General features: G+C 69.3%; 11 protein-coding genes. 5 read left to right on the top strand and 6 right to left on the bottom strand.

What is annotated here, in order from left to right:
* The first annotated feature begins 137 nt into the window (after positions 1 to 137).
* The gene (gene metG, locus OG257_RS19935; protein ID WP_329209264.1) at positions 138 to 1,751 is read left to right on the top strand and encodes a methionine--tRNA ligase; all 1,614 of its coding nucleotides are present in this window, start codon (positions 138 to 140) and stop codon (positions 1,749 to 1,751) included.
* Between the two features lie 76 nt (positions 1,752 to 1,827).
* Here metG and OG257_RS19930 read toward each other — a convergent pair whose 3' ends face one another.
* The 3 genes from OG257_RS19930 to aspS all read right to left on the bottom strand — a co-directional run bounded on the left by OG257_RS19930 (position 1,828) and on the right by aspS (position 5,691).
* Positions 1,828 to 2,577 carry a hypothetical protein gene (locus OG257_RS19930; protein WP_329209262.1) on the bottom strand — a complete coding sequence of 250 codons (750 nt, stop codon included), beginning with the start codon at positions 2,575 to 2,577 and terminating at the stop codon, positions 1,828 to 1,830.
* Between the two features lie 206 nt (positions 2,578 to 2,783).
* A complete protein-coding gene (locus tag OG257_RS19925; RefSeq protein WP_329209260.1) occupies positions 2,784 to 3,728 on the bottom strand; it encodes an intradiol ring-cleavage dioxygenase in 945 nt (314 codons plus the stop codon).
* Between the two features lie 145 nt (positions 3,729 to 3,873).
* Positions 3,874 to 5,691, bottom strand: coding sequence for an aspartate--tRNA ligase (aspS, locus tag OG257_RS19920; protein WP_329209258.1), 1,818 nt, complete (start codon positions 5,689 to 5,691; stop codon positions 3,874 to 3,876).
* Positions 5,692 to 5,886: 195 nt separating this feature from the next.
* Between aspS and OG257_RS19915 the strand changes: the two genes are divergently transcribed.
* Positions 5,887 to 7,995 (top strand): ATP-binding SpoIIE family protein phosphatase, encoded by a 2,109-nt coding sequence (locus OG257_RS19915; RefSeq protein WP_329209256.1) that lies wholly within the window; start codon positions 5,887 to 5,889, stop codon positions 7,993 to 7,995.
* A gap of 27 nt (positions 7,996 to 8,022) precedes the next feature.
* On the opposite strand, the gene OG257_RS19910 is transcribed toward OG257_RS19915, so the two are convergent.
* The 3 genes from OG257_RS19910 to OG257_RS19900 all read right to left on the bottom strand — a co-directional run bounded on the left by OG257_RS19910 (position 8,023) and on the right by OG257_RS19900 (position 10,750).
* Entirely contained in the window at positions 8,023 to 9,078 is a 1,056-nt protein-coding gene (locus OG257_RS19910) for an AI-2E family transporter (protein WP_329209254.1), read from the bottom strand.
* A gap of 88 nt (positions 9,079 to 9,166) precedes the next feature.
* On the bottom strand, positions 9,167 to 10,123 hold the full coding sequence (locus OG257_RS19905) for a pirin family protein (protein ID WP_329209252.1): 957 nt from the start codon (positions 10,121 to 10,123) through the stop codon (positions 9,167 to 9,169).
* 186 nt (positions 10,124 to 10,309) lie between these two features.
* A complete protein-coding gene (locus tag OG257_RS19900; protein ID WP_307126116.1) occupies positions 10,310 to 10,750 on the bottom strand; it encodes an SseB family protein in 441 nt (146 codons plus the stop codon).
* Positions 10,751 to 10,916: 166 nt separating this feature from the next.
* Between OG257_RS19900 and OG257_RS19895 the strand changes: the two genes are divergently transcribed.
* The 3 genes from OG257_RS19895 (at position 10,917) to OG257_RS19885 (ending at position 14,542) form a co-directional block, all read left to right on the top strand.
* The gene (locus OG257_RS19895; protein ID WP_329209248.1) at positions 10,917 to 12,743 is read left to right on the top strand and encodes an acyl-CoA dehydrogenase; all 1,827 of its coding nucleotides are present in this window, start codon (positions 10,917 to 10,919) and stop codon (positions 12,741 to 12,743) included.
* A 174-nt stretch (positions 12,744 to 12,917) separates the two neighbouring features.
* Positions 12,918 to 14,216, top strand: a complete 1,299-nt coding sequence (locus OG257_RS19890) for a M18 family aminopeptidase (protein ID WP_329209246.1) — start codon at positions 12,918 to 12,920, stop codon at positions 14,214 to 14,216.
* 104 nt (positions 14,217 to 14,320) lie between these two features.
* Positions 14,321 to 14,542, top strand: a complete 222-nt coding sequence (locus OG257_RS19885) for a DUF6458 family protein (protein ID WP_329209244.1) — start codon at positions 14,321 to 14,323, stop codon at positions 14,540 to 14,542.
* The last annotated feature ends 38 nt before the right edge of the window (positions 14,543 to 14,580 follow it).

Raw genomic sequence — 14,580 nt, 5'->3', positions numbered from 1 at the left:
CCCGCCTCGTGCACGCGTGCCCACTCCTCCCAGGATGCGTCTTTGGTACGGGAAGGGATGTTTCGCAAAGCTCTCCGAGCACCGGGCCGCTTTTAACGATGTGAGTGGAACTCCCACGGACCGTTAGGATTTCGACCATGGCGGCCACTGGATCCGAGAAGCAAGGGGGCGACGGCGTGAAGAGTTTCTACGTATCGACCCCCATTTACTACGTCAACGACGCTCCTCACCTGGGGCACGCCTATACGACCGTCGCAGGCGACGTGCTCACCCGCTGGCACCGCCAGCGGGGCGAGAAGGTGTGGTACCTCACCGGCACGGACGAGCACGGTCAGAAGATCATGCGCACGGCCGAGGCGAACGACGTCACGCCCCAGGCCTGGTGCGACAAGCTCGTCGAGGAGGCCTGGAAGCCCCTCTGGGAGCACCTGAACATCGCGAACGACGACTTCATCCGTACGACGGAGAAGCGGCACACCGACCGTGTGCAGGAGTTCGTGCAGGACCTGTACGACAAGGACCAGATCTACAAGGGCGGGTACGAAGGCCCGTACTGCGTGGGCTGCGAGGAGTACAAGCTCCCCGGCGACCTGATCGAGTCCGAGGACGGCACGAAGCTGTGCCCGATCCACAAGAAGCCGGTGGAGCTCCTCAAGGAGGAGAACTACTTCTTCAAGCTGAGCGAGTACGGCCCGAAGCTCATGGAGTTCTACGCGGCCAACCCGGGCTTCATCCAGCCCGAGTCCGCGCGCAACGAGATCGTGAACTTCGTCAAGCAGGGGCTGCAGGACCTGTCGATCTCGCGCTCCACGTTCGACTGGGGCGTCCCGGTGCCCTGGGACCCGAAGCACGTCATCTACGTGTGGATCGACGCGCTGCTCAACTACGCGACGGCGGTCGGCTACGGCGCCAACCAGGAGAAGTTCGACGGTACGTTCCCGGCGAACGTGCACCTGATCGGCAAGGACATCCTGCGCTTCCACTCGGTCATCTGGCCGGCGATGCTGATGGCGCAGGGCCTGCCGCTCCCCGGCAAGGTCGTCGCCAACGGCTGGCTGATGGTCGGCGGCGAGAAGATGTCCAAGTCGAACCTGACGGGCATCAAGCCGCAGGACCTGACCTCGCACTTCGGCGTGGACGCGTACCGCTGGTACTTCCTGCGGGCCATCGCGTACGGCAGCGACGGCTCGTTCTCCTGGGAGGACTTCAGCGCCCGCTACACCTCGGAGCTCGCCAACGACTACGGCAACCTCGCCTCGCGGGTCGCGGCCATGGTCGGCAAGTACTTCGGCGGCGCGCTCCCGGAGGCCACGGCCGCCGGTGACGCCGAGCGGGCGGTCCAGGAGGGCCTCGCGCAGGCCGTCGCCACGGCGGACCTGAAGATCGGCGAGGAGCTGGACTTCCAGGGCGGCATCCTGGCGATCTTCGAATTCGTGAAGCAGGTCAACGGCTACATCACGGAGCAGGAGCCCTGGAAGGTCGCCAAGGACGAGTCGCCGGAGGGCCAGGCCCGGCTCGCGACCATCCTGTACACGGCTGCCGAGTCGCTGCGCGGTGTCGCGGTCCTTCTGAACGCCGTGATGCCGGACACCTCGCAGAAGCTGTGGGAGTCCCTGGGCGCCGAGGCGTCACTGGGCGCCCTGAGCGAGCAGCGGGTGCAGGACGCGGGCCGCTGGGGACAGCTGTCCGTGGGGACGACGGTGACGAAGGGTGCGGTGCTGTTCCCGCGCCTGGAGGAGAAGCCCGCCTAGGGTCGTACGCTGCCTTCCGCAGACAGCGGGGAGCCCGGGACCGGACATCGGTCCCGGGCTTTCGTGCGTCCGGCCCTCACAGCTCCAGCGCCGCGGCGTCCCCCATCACGATCACGGGGTACTTCACCGGGTCCAGGATGAGCAGGAGCTCCCTCATCCGTTCCTCGGGAAGCGAGACACAGCCCTGGGTCGGGCCGCCGTGGTCCACATGGATCCAGATGCCGCCGCCTCTCTCCTCGCCGAGCGGCCGGGTGCGGTCCAAGGGGGTCGTGCCAGGGATCCGGTTGTAGTTGATGGCGACGACATAGTCGAAGGACCCGTCCAGGGGCTCACCGAAGAAGCCCTCGCCGCTCACCGCGAAGCGCGACTGCTCGTCGTACGGAAGCAGCGCACCGGGATCGGCGAGGCGGCCGCCCGCGTCGGTGAGGCTGTAGACACCGATGGGCGATCTGAGGTCGTCCGCCATGTGGAAGTCCGTCCAGCCCTCCATGCCGTTGTGGGCGGGCCAGGGGCCTGCCTCCGGTCTCCAGCCGAGAGCGGGGTCGTCGCGGGTGTAGAGCACGGCCGTGGAGAGGTTGGCGTCGGGGCCCTCACCGGTCACCACGACGGCCTGCCGGGCCGAGTCCGGGATCTGCGCCCGGGTGTTGGGCCCCAGCCCCGGAATCTCCCGGGGGCGGACGGGCTCGGGAGCGGGGGACGCCGCGGCCGAGGACTCGGGACCGGCGGCACCACGGGGCGCCGAGGTCTGCACCGCACCGGCGGAACAGCCGATGACCAGCAGGAACAGAACGACGAGAAGGGCATACGGGCGGCGCAGGAGGGACACGGTGCGGAGCTCCTCAATGACGGGCGATCGGTCTTCTTCGGTGCCAGTCATTGCCGGGCCCCGCGGCGTCGAATCGGAACCGGGGCCATCCGGCTGTACGGGTTCCGCGCACCCGGGGCGGGGCGAGTTCCGCACGGCTGTCCGTAGGCAGGGCGAAGGGCCGGGAACCGCGAGGTTCCGGGCCCTTCACCGGGTGACGGAGATCCCTAGAGGCCGGTGCCGTCGTTGGTCTCGTCCGGGTCGACGCCCATCGTGATCGAGCCGATCACTCCGCGCCCCATCCGGCCCTTGCCGTAGCTGAGCTTGAGCAGCCCGCCCGTGACACCGCTCTGGTCGTAGATGGTGTCCTCGGTCAGCGTCGTGCGGGTGGTGGTGCTGGTCGCGTACGGCTCGATCCTGGCCGAGTCGAGGACCGCGGACTCGGCGAAGAAGAACTGGCCGGTGTGGCAGGTGTGCCCGCCCTCGTACCCGGCGTCGGTCATCTTCCCGCCGACGTGCACCTTGGTGTGGATGTGCACGGCACGGCCCTGGTACCAGCCGGGGAAGATCGTCCTGAACTCCACGTACCCGTGCTGGTCCGTGAGCTGTGTGCCCCGCAGGTACCGCTCGTCGTCGGTGGGTTCGCTGTGCCCGCCGCCTCCGCCACCGGGGCCGCCGGACGGGGGAGTCCCGGTCGGAGTGCCCGTGGGGGCGTCGGTCGGGGCATCCGTCGGCGCGTCCGTGGGGGCGCCGCTCGGCGGGGTACCGCCACCGCCGGGGCCGCCCTGGCTCATGCTCTCGTAGCCGGAGTAGATCCCCAGCGCGTCGCAGTGCCAGATGTCGACGGCGGCCCGCTTCAGCGGCTTGCAGGTGTCGGAGTCGATCACCTTGAGCCGGAGGGTCAGCGGGATGCCCTCCTTGTCCTCCGTGATGTCCTTCCGGATCTTGTCGGCGTCGATGTAGTACGGGCCCTCGGTGGTCTCCGAGGTCAGCCGGTAGCACGCCTCGCCCTGACCGCTCTTCTTGCTGTTGCCGCTCTTCTCCTCGCCGGCCGAGGCAGTCGCGACGACCCCGGCACCGATGCCTGCGGCGGCCATGGCCGCACCACCTGCGAGGATCACGCGTCGGCGGGTCAGATCCTTCTTGTGTGCGGGTCCCTGATTCTCTGTCATGAGGGGTGAGGCTAGGCAGCCCAGCTGGCAGGGACGTGAGCGCAGGCTGTGCGTTCCTGTGCGTATCCCGTGCGCGCACGAAAACAGTCCCCGGCCGGGCGGCCGGGGACTGTTTCACGTGGAACCGAAGCGGAACCGCTGACGCTTACTTCGCGCCGGTGTCCCTCGCCACGGAGTCCTTGGCCTCCGCCTTCTCCTTGGCCGACGCGACGGGCTTGCGGAGCTGGATGTTCAGCTCACGCAGGCGGGTCTCGTCCAGCTCGCTCGGGGCGCCCATCATCAGGTCCTGGGCGTTGCCGTTGAGCGGGAAGGCGATCGTCTCCCGGATGTTGGGCTCGTCGGCCAGCAGCATCACGATGCGGTCGACGCCCGGGGCGATGCCACCGTGCGGCGGGGCGCCGAGGCGGAACGCGCGCAGCATGCCCGCGAACTCCCTCTCGACGGTCTCCGCCTCGTAACCGGCGATCGCGAAGGCCTTCAGCATGACCTCGGGCTCGTGGTTACGGATGGCGCCGGAGGACAGTTCGATGCCGTTGCAGACGATGTCGTACTGCCACGCCAGGATGTCGAGCGGGTCCTTCTCCTCCAGGTCCTTCATGCCGCCCTGGGGCATGGAGAACGGGTTGTGCGAGAAGTCGATCTTCCCGGTGTCCTCGTCCTTCTCGTACATCGGGAAGTCGACGATCCAGCAGAAGCGGAAGACGCCCTCCTCGAAGTGGCCGGCGCGCTTGGCGGCCTCGACGCGGACGACGGACATGATCTTGGAGACCTCGTCGAACTCGCCCGCGCCGAAGAAGACGGCGTGGCCCGGGACGAGGGAGAGGCGCTCGGTGAGGGTCTTGATGTCCGTCTCGGTGAGGAACTTGGCGATCGGGCCCGCCAGCGTGCCGTCCTCGCCGACGCGGACCCAGGCGAGGCCCTTGGCGCCGTGCTCGACCGCGTACGCACCGAGGCCGTCGAAGAACTTCCGGGACTGGCCCGCGGTGTCCGGCACCGGAAGGGCGCGGACGTGCTTGCCGGCGAAGGCCTTGAACTCCGAGTCCGCGAAGATGTCGGAGATGTCGACGAGTTCCAGCTGGGCACGCAGGTCCGGCTTGTCGTTGCCGTACTTCAGCATCGACTCGCGGAACGGGATGCGCGGGAACGGCGAGGTGACAGGGCGGCCGTTGCCGAACTCCTCGAAGAGCTCGGTCATGAGCTTCTCGATCGGCTGGAAGACGTCCTCCTGCTCGACGAACGACATCTCGACGTCGAGCTGGTAGAACTCGCCGGGCGAACGGTCGGCGCGGGCGTCCTCGTCGCGGAAGCACGGCGCGATCTGGAAGTAGCGGTCGAAGCCGGAGATCATCAGCAGCTGCTTGAACTGCTGCGGCGCCTGCGGAAGGGCGTAGAACTTGCCCGGGTTGAGACGGGACGGGACCACGAAGTCGCGGGCGCCCTCGGGGGACGTCGCGGCGAGGATCGGGGTCGCCATCTCGTTGAAGCCGAGGGCCACCATCTTGGAGCGGATGGAAGCGATCACGGACGAGCGCAGCATGATGTTGCGGTGCATGCGCTCGCGGCGCAGGTCGAGGAAGCGGTACTCCAGGCGCCGCTCCTCGTTGACCCCGTCCTCGGCGTTGATCGTGAAGGGCAGCGGGGCGGCCTCGCCCAGCACCTCGACCTCGGTGACCTCGATCTCGATCTCGCCGGTCGGGAGCTCCGGGTTGACGTTGTCGGCGCCGCGCGCGGAGACCTTGCCGTCGATCCGGACGACCGTCTCCTTGGTCAGCTTCGACAGGGCGTCGTTGCCGGGAGTGCCGGGGCGGGCGACGAGCTGCACCAGACCGTAGTGGTCGCGCAGATCGATGAAGAGGATGCCACCCAGGTCTCGGCGATTGTGCAGCCAGCCGCTCAGCCGGACGTCGGTGCCGACGTCAGAGGCGCGGAGCTCGCCGCAGGTGTGGGACCTGTACCGATGCATCGTCGTTCATCCAGTCTTCGCGGTCGGGGTGGATTGACACCCCAGGCTACCGCCCGTAGGCGCACCACTTCATTGACATTGATCCCGCACGGCCTCCCGGGCCGCACCGGACGCGGCCGGTGACCCTGCGCGGACGGCCGTCGGGCGGCCGTCCCTCGGTGGCGTCCGTGGAGAACATCTTCATAAAGTGGGGCAATGCGCACCGAGGAGATCCTGGCTGCGATCGTGACCGGTCTGTGGAGCTGGGACAGCTCAGCCGGCACCGTCACGCTCGACGCGGAGGCGGCCCGGCTGCTCGGTCTGCCTGCCGAGGCCTCGGTCTACCCGTCGGAGGAGGTGCGCCCCCGCTTCCATCCGGCCGACTGGAACGAGATCGACGGGGTGGTGAACTTCGCGATCGCCGAGGACACCATTGCCGAGGCCAGACTGCGGATCGTGGACGAGCAGGGCACGGTGCTCCGTACCGTGCGCAGCCGCTCGAAGCCCGTTCCCGTCAAGAGTCCGGGCCGCTTCGAGTACGTGCTGATGGGCATCCTCCAGGAGGTCGCCGAACCGTCGGCGGGAGTCCCGGCCGCGCTCAGCCCGATCACCGGGGACTGGCGCCGCTCACGCGAGGCCTTCCTGCTGGACGCGGGGCGCGCGCTGGCCGAAGCCGGGTCCACCGAAGAGGTCCTGCGGGTCGCCGGGTCGCTGTCGATGCCCGGGTTCTCGCCGGACGGGCTGGCCGTCTTCGGCATCTCGGGCGAGCGCCTGACAGTCGTCGGCCACCACGGGCACAACATGGGCGACGAGAAGCCCTTCACCGACATGCCCCTGGAGACCGACTACCCGGCCGCCGAGGTGGTGCGGACGGGGCAGGCCATCTACCTCCCCTCGCCGGAGGCGTACCGGCAGCGCTTCCCGACCACCTGGCCGCTCGCCCGCGGCTTCGGACGCCGCTCCTGGGCCTTCGTGCCGCTGATCGTGTCGGGGCACACCATGGGCGCCTGGATGGCCGCGTTCCGGCACAGTGTGGCCTTCTCACCGGACGAGCGGGCCGTGCTGACGACCGTGGCCAAGATGCTGGCGCAGGCACTGGCCCGCGCCGGGGCGGCCGAGACGGAGCGCGAGCTGTCCCTGGGGCTGCAGAAGGCGATGATGCCGTCCCTGGGCCCGGGGGTTCCCGGCCTGACGGTGGCCGCCCGCTACGTCCCGACCGGCGGCGGCCTCCAGGTCGGCGGCGACTGGTACGACATGATTCCGCTCCCCAACGGCCGCATCGCCCTCGTCATCGGTGATGTCCAGGGCCACGACGTACGGGCCGCGGGGCTGATGGGCCAGCTGCGGATCGCCCTGCGGGCCTACGCCTCCGAGGGGCACCGTCCCGACGCCGTGCTCTCCCGTGCCTCGCGCTTCCTGTCCGGGCTCACCGAGGAGTACGACGGCACGGAGGGGGAGGACGAGGCCACCTCGGCACGCTTCGCCACCTGCCTGTACGCGGAGGCCGACCCGGACACCGGCACCCTCGACATCGCCCGGGCCGGCCACCCCGACCCGGTCGTGATCAACGTCGACGGAACCGCCGTGATCCGCCAGACCGCCGGCGGGCTGCCGCTGGGCATCGAGAAGGACGCGGACTATCCGACGACCCGCGTCGTCCTGGAACCGGGCGAAACGATCATGCTGTGCACGGACGGGCTCATCGAGACCGGCGGGCACGACATGGCCACCGGCTGGACCAGGCTCAGACCGGTCCTGGAGGAGCCCACCGAGGACCTGGAGAAGCTCGCCGACGCCCTGGTGCAGGCGGTGCACGGCCCGGGCTCGCACCACACGACCGGGCCCCTGGTGGACCGCCGCGAGGACGACATCGCGGTGCTCGTGCTGCGCCGGGAGGGCGCCACGACCCGCACGGCACCGGGGCGCCGCTCGGCGATGACCATCGCCCAGGCCGAGCCCGAGCGCATCGCCGCCGCCCGGCAGCAGGTGCGTGAGCTGCTGCACGACTGGTCCGACGGGGAGCAGATCGACGCGGCGGAGCTGCTGGTCTCGGAGATGTCGACGAACGTCCTCGTACACACGGACGGGGACGCCCTGCTCGTCGCCGAGGTGAGCGGGGACCGGGGCGAACGGCTGCTGCGGGTCGAGGTGGCCGACGCCAGCGACGAGCTCCCGCACAAGCGGCGCCCGGGCGAGATGGCGTCCAGCGGGCGGGGACTGGTCCTGATGGAGATGCTCGCCGACACGTGGGGGGTGGATCCGCGGGGGGAGGGGAAGTCGATCTGGTTCGAGCTGTGCGAGTCGACGGAACCGCCGGAGTCCTGAGACGCACGGGTGTCGGTGGTCGGGCGGTCATGAGGGTTCAGGTGCCTCGTAGCCCTTGCGCAGCTCACCGATCACGCCGAACACCGCCGCGCAGAGCGGCACCGCGAGCAGCATGCCCAGGATGCCCGCGACGCTCGCGCCCGCGGTCAGAGCGATCAAGATCATGGCGGGGTGCATCTGGACCGTGCGGCTCTGGATGGCCGGCTGCAGGACATGGCCCTCCAGCACCTGGACCGCGATCACCACCCCGAGCGCCCAGAGCGCGATCACGAACCCCCGGTCGGCGAGCGCGACCAGCACCGCGACCGCGCCGGAGAGGAAGGCACCCAGGTACGGGATGTAGGCGCCCACGAAGACCAGTGCCCCCAGCCCCGCCGCGCCGGGCACCCGCAGGATCAGCAGGCCCACCGTGATGCACAGGGCATCGATGAGGGCGATGACCGTGGTTCCGCGCATGAAGCCCTCGACGGCCTCGAAGGCCCTGCGCCCCATGGCCTCCACCAGGGCACCGGTACCGCGCGGGGCGAGGCTGTGGGCCAGGCCCGCGGCGCGGTCGGAGTCACGCAGGAAGAAGAAGGTCAGCAGCAGCGCCAGGACACTGGTGGTGAAGAGTGAGCCGATCAGGCTGATCCCGGTGAGCAGTCCGCCCGCGGCGCTCGCACCGAACTTCTCGACGAGGCTCTTGGCGTTGTCGGCGAGGTCGTCCACGTCGGCGACGCCGGCGATGTCGAAGTGGTCGAGGACCCACTGCGCGGCCTCCTTCAGCGAGTCGACGATCTGGGCACCCGTGTCGACGAGCACCGTGACGACGATGTACCCGGCGCCGCCGACCACCGCGACGAGTGCCACGCAGGTGAGCCCGGCGGCCAGCGACCTGTTCACCTTGTGGGCGGTCAGCCAGCGGTGGACCGGCCCCAGCAGTGCCGTGCCGAGCAGGGCCAGCAGGACCGGGGTGACCGCCGTCTTGAGCACGACACTCAGCCAGATCGCCACTGCCGCGACACCGGCGACCAGGAGCAGGACGCCGCACCAGGCGGCCGTCCGCCGCGCGATGTCGGGCAGGAGGGGCTTCCGGGTAGGCACCCTCCCACCCGATCACGGGGCCGACGCGGTGTCCCGCCCGCACGGGCGTACGGGTGACGGTCCGTCACCCGTACTCCATGCGGTGCGGTCACATGCCGTGGACCGCGGGCACCGTACCGAGGCGGCCGGCCTGGAAGTCGTCGAACGCCTGCTTGAGCTCGTCCTGGGTGTTCATCACGAACGGCCCGTAGTGCGCCATCGGCTCACGGATGGGACGGCCGCCGAGCAGCACGACCTCCAGGTCCGGGGTGTTGCCGTCCTGCGCCTCGTCGGCGCGGACGGTCAGCGAGGACCCCGTACCGAACACGGCGGTCTGCCCCATGCGGACCGGGCGGCGCTCCTGGCCGACGCTCCCGCGTCCGGCCAGGACGTACGCGAGGCCGTTGAAGTCCTCGCGCCACGGCAGGGTCACCTCGGCGCCCGGCCGGACCGTCGCGTGGACCATGGTGATCGGGGTGTGCGTGATCCCCGGGCCCTGGTGGCCGTCCAGGTCACCGGCGATGACGCGCAGGAGCGCGCCGCCGTCCGGGGAGGCGAGGAGCTGGACCTGGCCGCCGCGGATGTCCTGGTAGCGCGGGGCCATCATCTTGTCGGCCTTGGGCAGGTTCACCCAGAGCTGGAGGCCGTGGAAGAGGCCGCCCGACATGACGAGGGACTCCGGCGGGGCCTCGATGTGCAGCAGGCCGGAGCCCGCCGTCATCCACTGGGTGTCGCCGTTCTCGATGGTGCCGCCGCCACCGTTGCTGTCCTGGTGGATGAAGGATCCGTCGATGAGGTAGGTGACGGTCTCGAAGCCGCGGTGCGGGTGCCAGGGGGTGCCCTTGGGCTCTCCGGCGGCGTACTCCACCTCACCCATCTGGTCCATCATGATGAACGGGTCGAGGTGCCGGTAGTTGATCCCGGCGAAGGCGCGCCGCACCGGGAAGCCCTCACCCTCGAAGCCGCTCGGCGCGGTCGTGACGGTCAGCACGGGACGGGCCACGGCATCGGCCGGGGCGGCGACCTTGGGCAGGGTCAGCGGGTTTTCGACGGTCACTGCGGGCATGGGAGCCACCTCCGGAGGGTCTTCTGCATCCAATTTAGTTGAATGGTGAACATCTAGCAAGGCGGCATTCATTCCCGTCCGGTCCCGGACCGCGAAAAGGGGCCCGTACCCAGTCGGTACGGGCCCCTCCCCGGGTCCCGCGATCAGCGTCCGCGCAGCGGCGAAGGCCTTGAGGCCGCGCCGCCCTCAGCCGTACATGCGGCGCATGGCGAAGTCGACCATCTGCTCCACCGCCTTGGCGTCGAAGACCATGCGGTGATCGCCCTCCATGTCCAGGACGAAGCCGTAGCCGGTCGGCAGCAGGTCGATCACCTCGGCCCCGGTGATCACGAAGTACTTGGACTCCTTGCCCGCATAACGCCGCAGCTCCTTGAGCGTGGTGAACATGGGGATCACCGGCTGCTGCGTGTTGTGGAGGGCCAGGAATCCGGGGTTGTCGCCGCGTGGGCAGTAGACCTTCGAGGTCGCGAAGATCTGCTGGAAGTCCTCCGCCGACAGGGAGCCGGTCGTGAAGGCCCGTACCGCGTCAGCCAGGGAGGGCGGCGAGGGTTCGGGATACAGCGGCTGCTCGCCGTAGCCGCCACCCATCTGCTGCTGTGCACCCGGGTTCTGGTCGTAGCCATACATGCCGCAAAGAGTAATCGGACACATCGAGCCTTGAGGGGTTGCGTCTTATTACTGACGGGTAGCATCATCGTAGGGGTCAGCTGATATACCCACGTCCGCCCGTCGCCCGATCCTCACTCCTCCACGGGGCGCTGCGCGCCACTGCTATTGATTACGGAGCCTTCCCATGGGGCACTACAAGTCGAATCTCCGCGACATCGAGTTCAACCTCTTCGAGGTCCTCGGGCGCGACAAGCTGTACGGCACCGGCCCGTTCGCGGAGATGGACGTCGACACGGCGAAGACCATCCTTGACGAGATCACCCGGCTCGCGGAGAACGAGCTCGCCGACTCCTACGCCGACGCCGACCGCAACCCGCCGGTCTTCGACCCGGAGACCAACACCGCGCCGGTCCCCGACACCTTCAAGAAGTCGTACCAGGCCTTCATGGACTCCGAGTACTGGCGCCTGGGCCTTCCCGAGGAGATCGGCGGCACCACCTCCCCCCGCTCCCTGATCTGGGGCTACGCGGAGCTGCTGCTCGGTTCCAACCCGGCCGTCTGGATGTACTCGTCCGGCCCGGCGTTCGCCGGCATCCTCTTCGACGAGGGCAACGACGCGCAGAAGAAGGTCGCGGAGATCGCCGTCGAGAAGCAGTGGGGCTCGACGATGGTGCTGACCGAGCCGGACGCCGGTTCGGACGTGGGCGCCGGCCGCACCAAGGCCGTCGAGCAGGAGGACGGCTCCTGGCACATCGAGGGTGTGAAGCGCTTCATCACCTCGGGCGAGCACGACATGTCCGAGAACATCCTCCACTACGTGCTGGCACGCCCCGAGGGCGCGGGCCCGGGCACCAAGGGGCTGTCCCTCTTCCTGGTCCCCAAGTTCGAGTTCGACTGGACCACCGGTGAGCTCGGTGCGCGCAACGGCGTCTACGCGACGAACGTCGAGCACAAGATGGGCCTCAAGGCGTCCAACACCTGCGAGATGACCTTCGGCGACCAGCACCCCGCGAAGGGCTGGCTCATCGGTGACAAGCACGAGGGCATCCGCCAGATGTTCCGCATCATCGAGTTCGCCCGCATGATGGTCGGCACGAAGGCCATCGCCGCCCTGTCGACCGGCTACCTCAACGCGCTGGAGTACGCCAAGGAGCGCGTCCAGGGCACCGACCTGTCGCAGTTCATGGACAAGACGGCCCCCAAGGTCACCATCACGCACCACCCCGACGTGCGCCGCTCCCTCATGACGCAGAAGGCGTACGCGGAGGGCATGCGCTCCCTCGTGCTGTACACCGCCTCCGTCCAGGACGCGATCCAGGTGCAGGAGGCCGCGGGCGAGGACGCCAAGGCGCTGAACGGCCTCAACGACCTGCTGCTCCCGATCGTGAAGGGCTACGGCTCCGAGAAGTCCTACGAGCAGCTCGCGCAGTCGCTCCAGACCTTCGGCGGCTCCGGCTACCTCCAGGAGTACCCGGTCGAGCAGTACATCCGTGACGCCAAGATCGACACCCTGTACGAGGGCACGACGGCGATCCAGGGCCAGGACTTCTTCTTCCGGAAGATCGTCCGCGACCAGGGCGCCTCGCTGAACACCCTCTCCGAGGAGATCAAGAAGTTCCTCGCGGGTGCTCAGGGCAACGAGGAGCTGTCCGGCGCTCTGGACAACCTCGCCAAGGCCGTCGTGGACCTCGAGGCGATCGTCGGCACGATGATCACCGACCTCACCGCGACCGGCGAGGACGTCAAGAACATCTACAAGGTCGGCCTCAACACCACCCGCCTGCTCATGGCCTCCGGCGACGTCGTCGTCGGTTACCTGCTGCTGAAGGGTGCGGCCGTGGCGGCCGAGAAGCTGCCGAGCGCCTCCCCGAAGGACGTCGCCTTCTACCAGGGCAAGATCGCCGCCGCGAAGTTCTTCGCCGCGAACGTCCTGCCGGGTGTCTCGGCCGAGCGCGCGCTCGCCGAGGCCGTGGACAACTCGCTGATGGAGCTGGACGAGGCCGCCTTCTAAGGTCCTCCGTTCGTCCTTCGGCAGAGACGGCCCGCCCCGGGTACCCGGGGCGGGCCGTCCCCATGATCGGCACCCGGGTCCGGCGCTCGGGCGGCAGCCGTTTCCGGACGACGGGCCGCTGCCCTGGTCCGACGCGGCGAATGCTCCCGTTCAGCCGTCGTTAAAGTGAAGAGCATGAGTTCTCCCCTCCGCTTCGACCGCGGTCACACCGACGACCTGATGGCCTTCCTGATGGCCGGCCCCTCCCCGTACCACGCCGTGGCCGCCGCCGCGGCCCGGCTGGAGAAGGCGGGTTTCCGGCAGGTCGAGGAGACCGCGGAATGGGACGCCACCACGGGCGGCAAGTACGTCCTGCGCGGCGGGGCGATCGTGGCCTGGTACGTGCCGGAGGGGGCCACGGCCAACACCCCGTTCCGTATCGCCGGTGCGCACACCGACTCCCCCAATCTGCGGGTCAAGCCGATGCCCGACACCGGGTCCTACGGCTGGCGGCAGATCGCCGTCGAGATCTACGGCGGAACGCTCCTCAACACCTGGCTCGACCGCGACCTCGGGCTCGCCGGCCGTATCTCGCTCCGCGACGGGACGCACCGCCTGGTCAACATCGACCGCCCGCTGCTGCGCGTGCCGCAGCTGGCCGTGCACCTGGACCGGTCGGCCAACACCGAGGGGCTCAAGCTCGACCGGCAGAAGCACATGCAGCCGATCTGGGGGCTGGGTGAGGTCGAGGAGGGCGACCTCATCCGCTTCGTGGCCGAGGAGGCGGGCGTCGACGCCGACGACGTCACCGGGTGGGACCTGATGCCGCACGCCGTCGAGGCGCCCGCCTACCTGGGCCGCGACCGCGAGCTGGTGGCCGGACCCCGCATGGACAACCTGCTCTCCGTACACGCCGCGACGGCCGCGCTGGCCGCCGTGGCCGGGCAGAGCGACGACGAGATCCCGTACATCCCCGTGCTGGCCGCCTTCGACCACGAGGAGAACGGCTCCCAGTCCGACACCGGCGCGGACGGCCCGCTGCTCGGCACGGTCCTGGAGCGCTCCGTGTTCGCCCGCGGCGGCAGTTACGAGGACCGCGCCCGGGCGTTCGCCGGAACCGTCTGCCTCTCCTCCGACACCGGTCACGCGATCCACCCCAACTACGGCGAGCGCCACGACCCGACGCACCACCCGGTGGTCAACGGCGGCCCGATCCTCAAGGTCAACGTCAACATGCGGTACGCGACGGACGGCAGCGGCCGGGCCGTGTTCGCGGCGGCGTGCGAGAAGGCGGGCGTGCAGTGGCAGACGTTCGTCTCCAACAACGCGATGCCCTGCGGCACGACGATCGGTCCGATCACCGCCGCCCGGCACGGTATCCAGACCGTCGACGTCGGCGTCGCGATCCTGTCGATGCACAGCGCCCGTGAACTGTGCGGCGCCGACGACCCCTACCTGCTGGCGAACGCCCTGGCGGCGTTCCTGGCCGGCTGACCCTCCGCCTCCTCGACAGGTCACCGGGACATGGTTGTTGCCGGGCCGGGTACGCGACCGGTACACCGGCCCGGATTCACCGGGTCGTCGAGGAGGCGGAAATCATGGGACTCGGAGGATGCATTCTCCTGATCGGTGCCGGGGCGATTCTCGCTTTCGCCACCGACTGGAAGCTCGACACGGTCAACGTCGACATGGTCGGCTGGATCATGATGCTGGTCGGCCTCGTCGGGGTCTTCGTCTACATGAGCATCGCGCGCCGTCGCCGCATGGTCGTGCCGCCCACCACCACGGTCGTGTCGGACAACGAGCGCCGCTACCAGTGACCCGAGGGCGCGGACGCGGCGTCGTACGGGGTGGATAC

Source organism: Streptomyces sp. NBC_00683 (assembly GCF_036226745.1).
GTDB lineage: Bacteria > Actinomycetota > Actinomycetes > Streptomycetales > Streptomycetaceae > Streptomyces.
This window is presented reverse-complemented; position numbering and strand designations above follow the sequence as displayed.

Excerpts from the sequence above, each read along its gene's own strand:
- metG (WP_329209264.1), top strand. The coding sequence starts at position 138 with ATGGCGGCCACTGGATCCGAGAAGCAAGGGGGCGACGGCGTGAAGAGT.
- OG257_RS19905 (WP_329209252.1), bottom strand. The coding sequence starts at position 10,123 with ATGCCCGCAGTGACCGTCGAAAACCCGCTGACCCTGCCCAAGGTCGCC.
- OG257_RS19890 (WP_329209246.1), top strand. The coding sequence starts at position 12,918 with ATGAGTTCTCCCCTCCGCTTCGACCGCGGTCACACCGACGACCTGATG.
- OG257_RS19895 (WP_329209248.1), top strand. The coding sequence starts at position 10,917 with ATGGGGCACTACAAGTCGAATCTCCGCGACATCGAGTTCAACCTCTTC.
- aspS (WP_329209258.1), bottom strand. The coding sequence starts at position 5,691 with ATGCATCGGTACAGGTCCCACACCTGCGGCGAGCTCCGCGCCTCTGAC.
- OG257_RS19925 (WP_329209260.1), bottom strand. The coding sequence starts at position 3,728 with ATGACAGAGAATCAGGGACCCGCACACAAGAAGGATCTGACCCGCCGA.
- OG257_RS19885 (WP_329209244.1), top strand. The coding sequence starts at position 14,321 with ATGGGACTCGGAGGATGCATTCTCCTGATCGGTGCCGGGGCGATTCTC.
- OG257_RS19915 (WP_329209256.1), top strand. The coding sequence starts at position 5,887 with ATGCGCACCGAGGAGATCCTGGCTGCGATCGTGACCGGTCTGTGGAGC.
- OG257_RS19900 (WP_307126116.1), bottom strand. The coding sequence starts at position 10,750 with ATGTATGGCTACGACCAGAACCCGGGTGCACAGCAGCAGATGGGTGGC.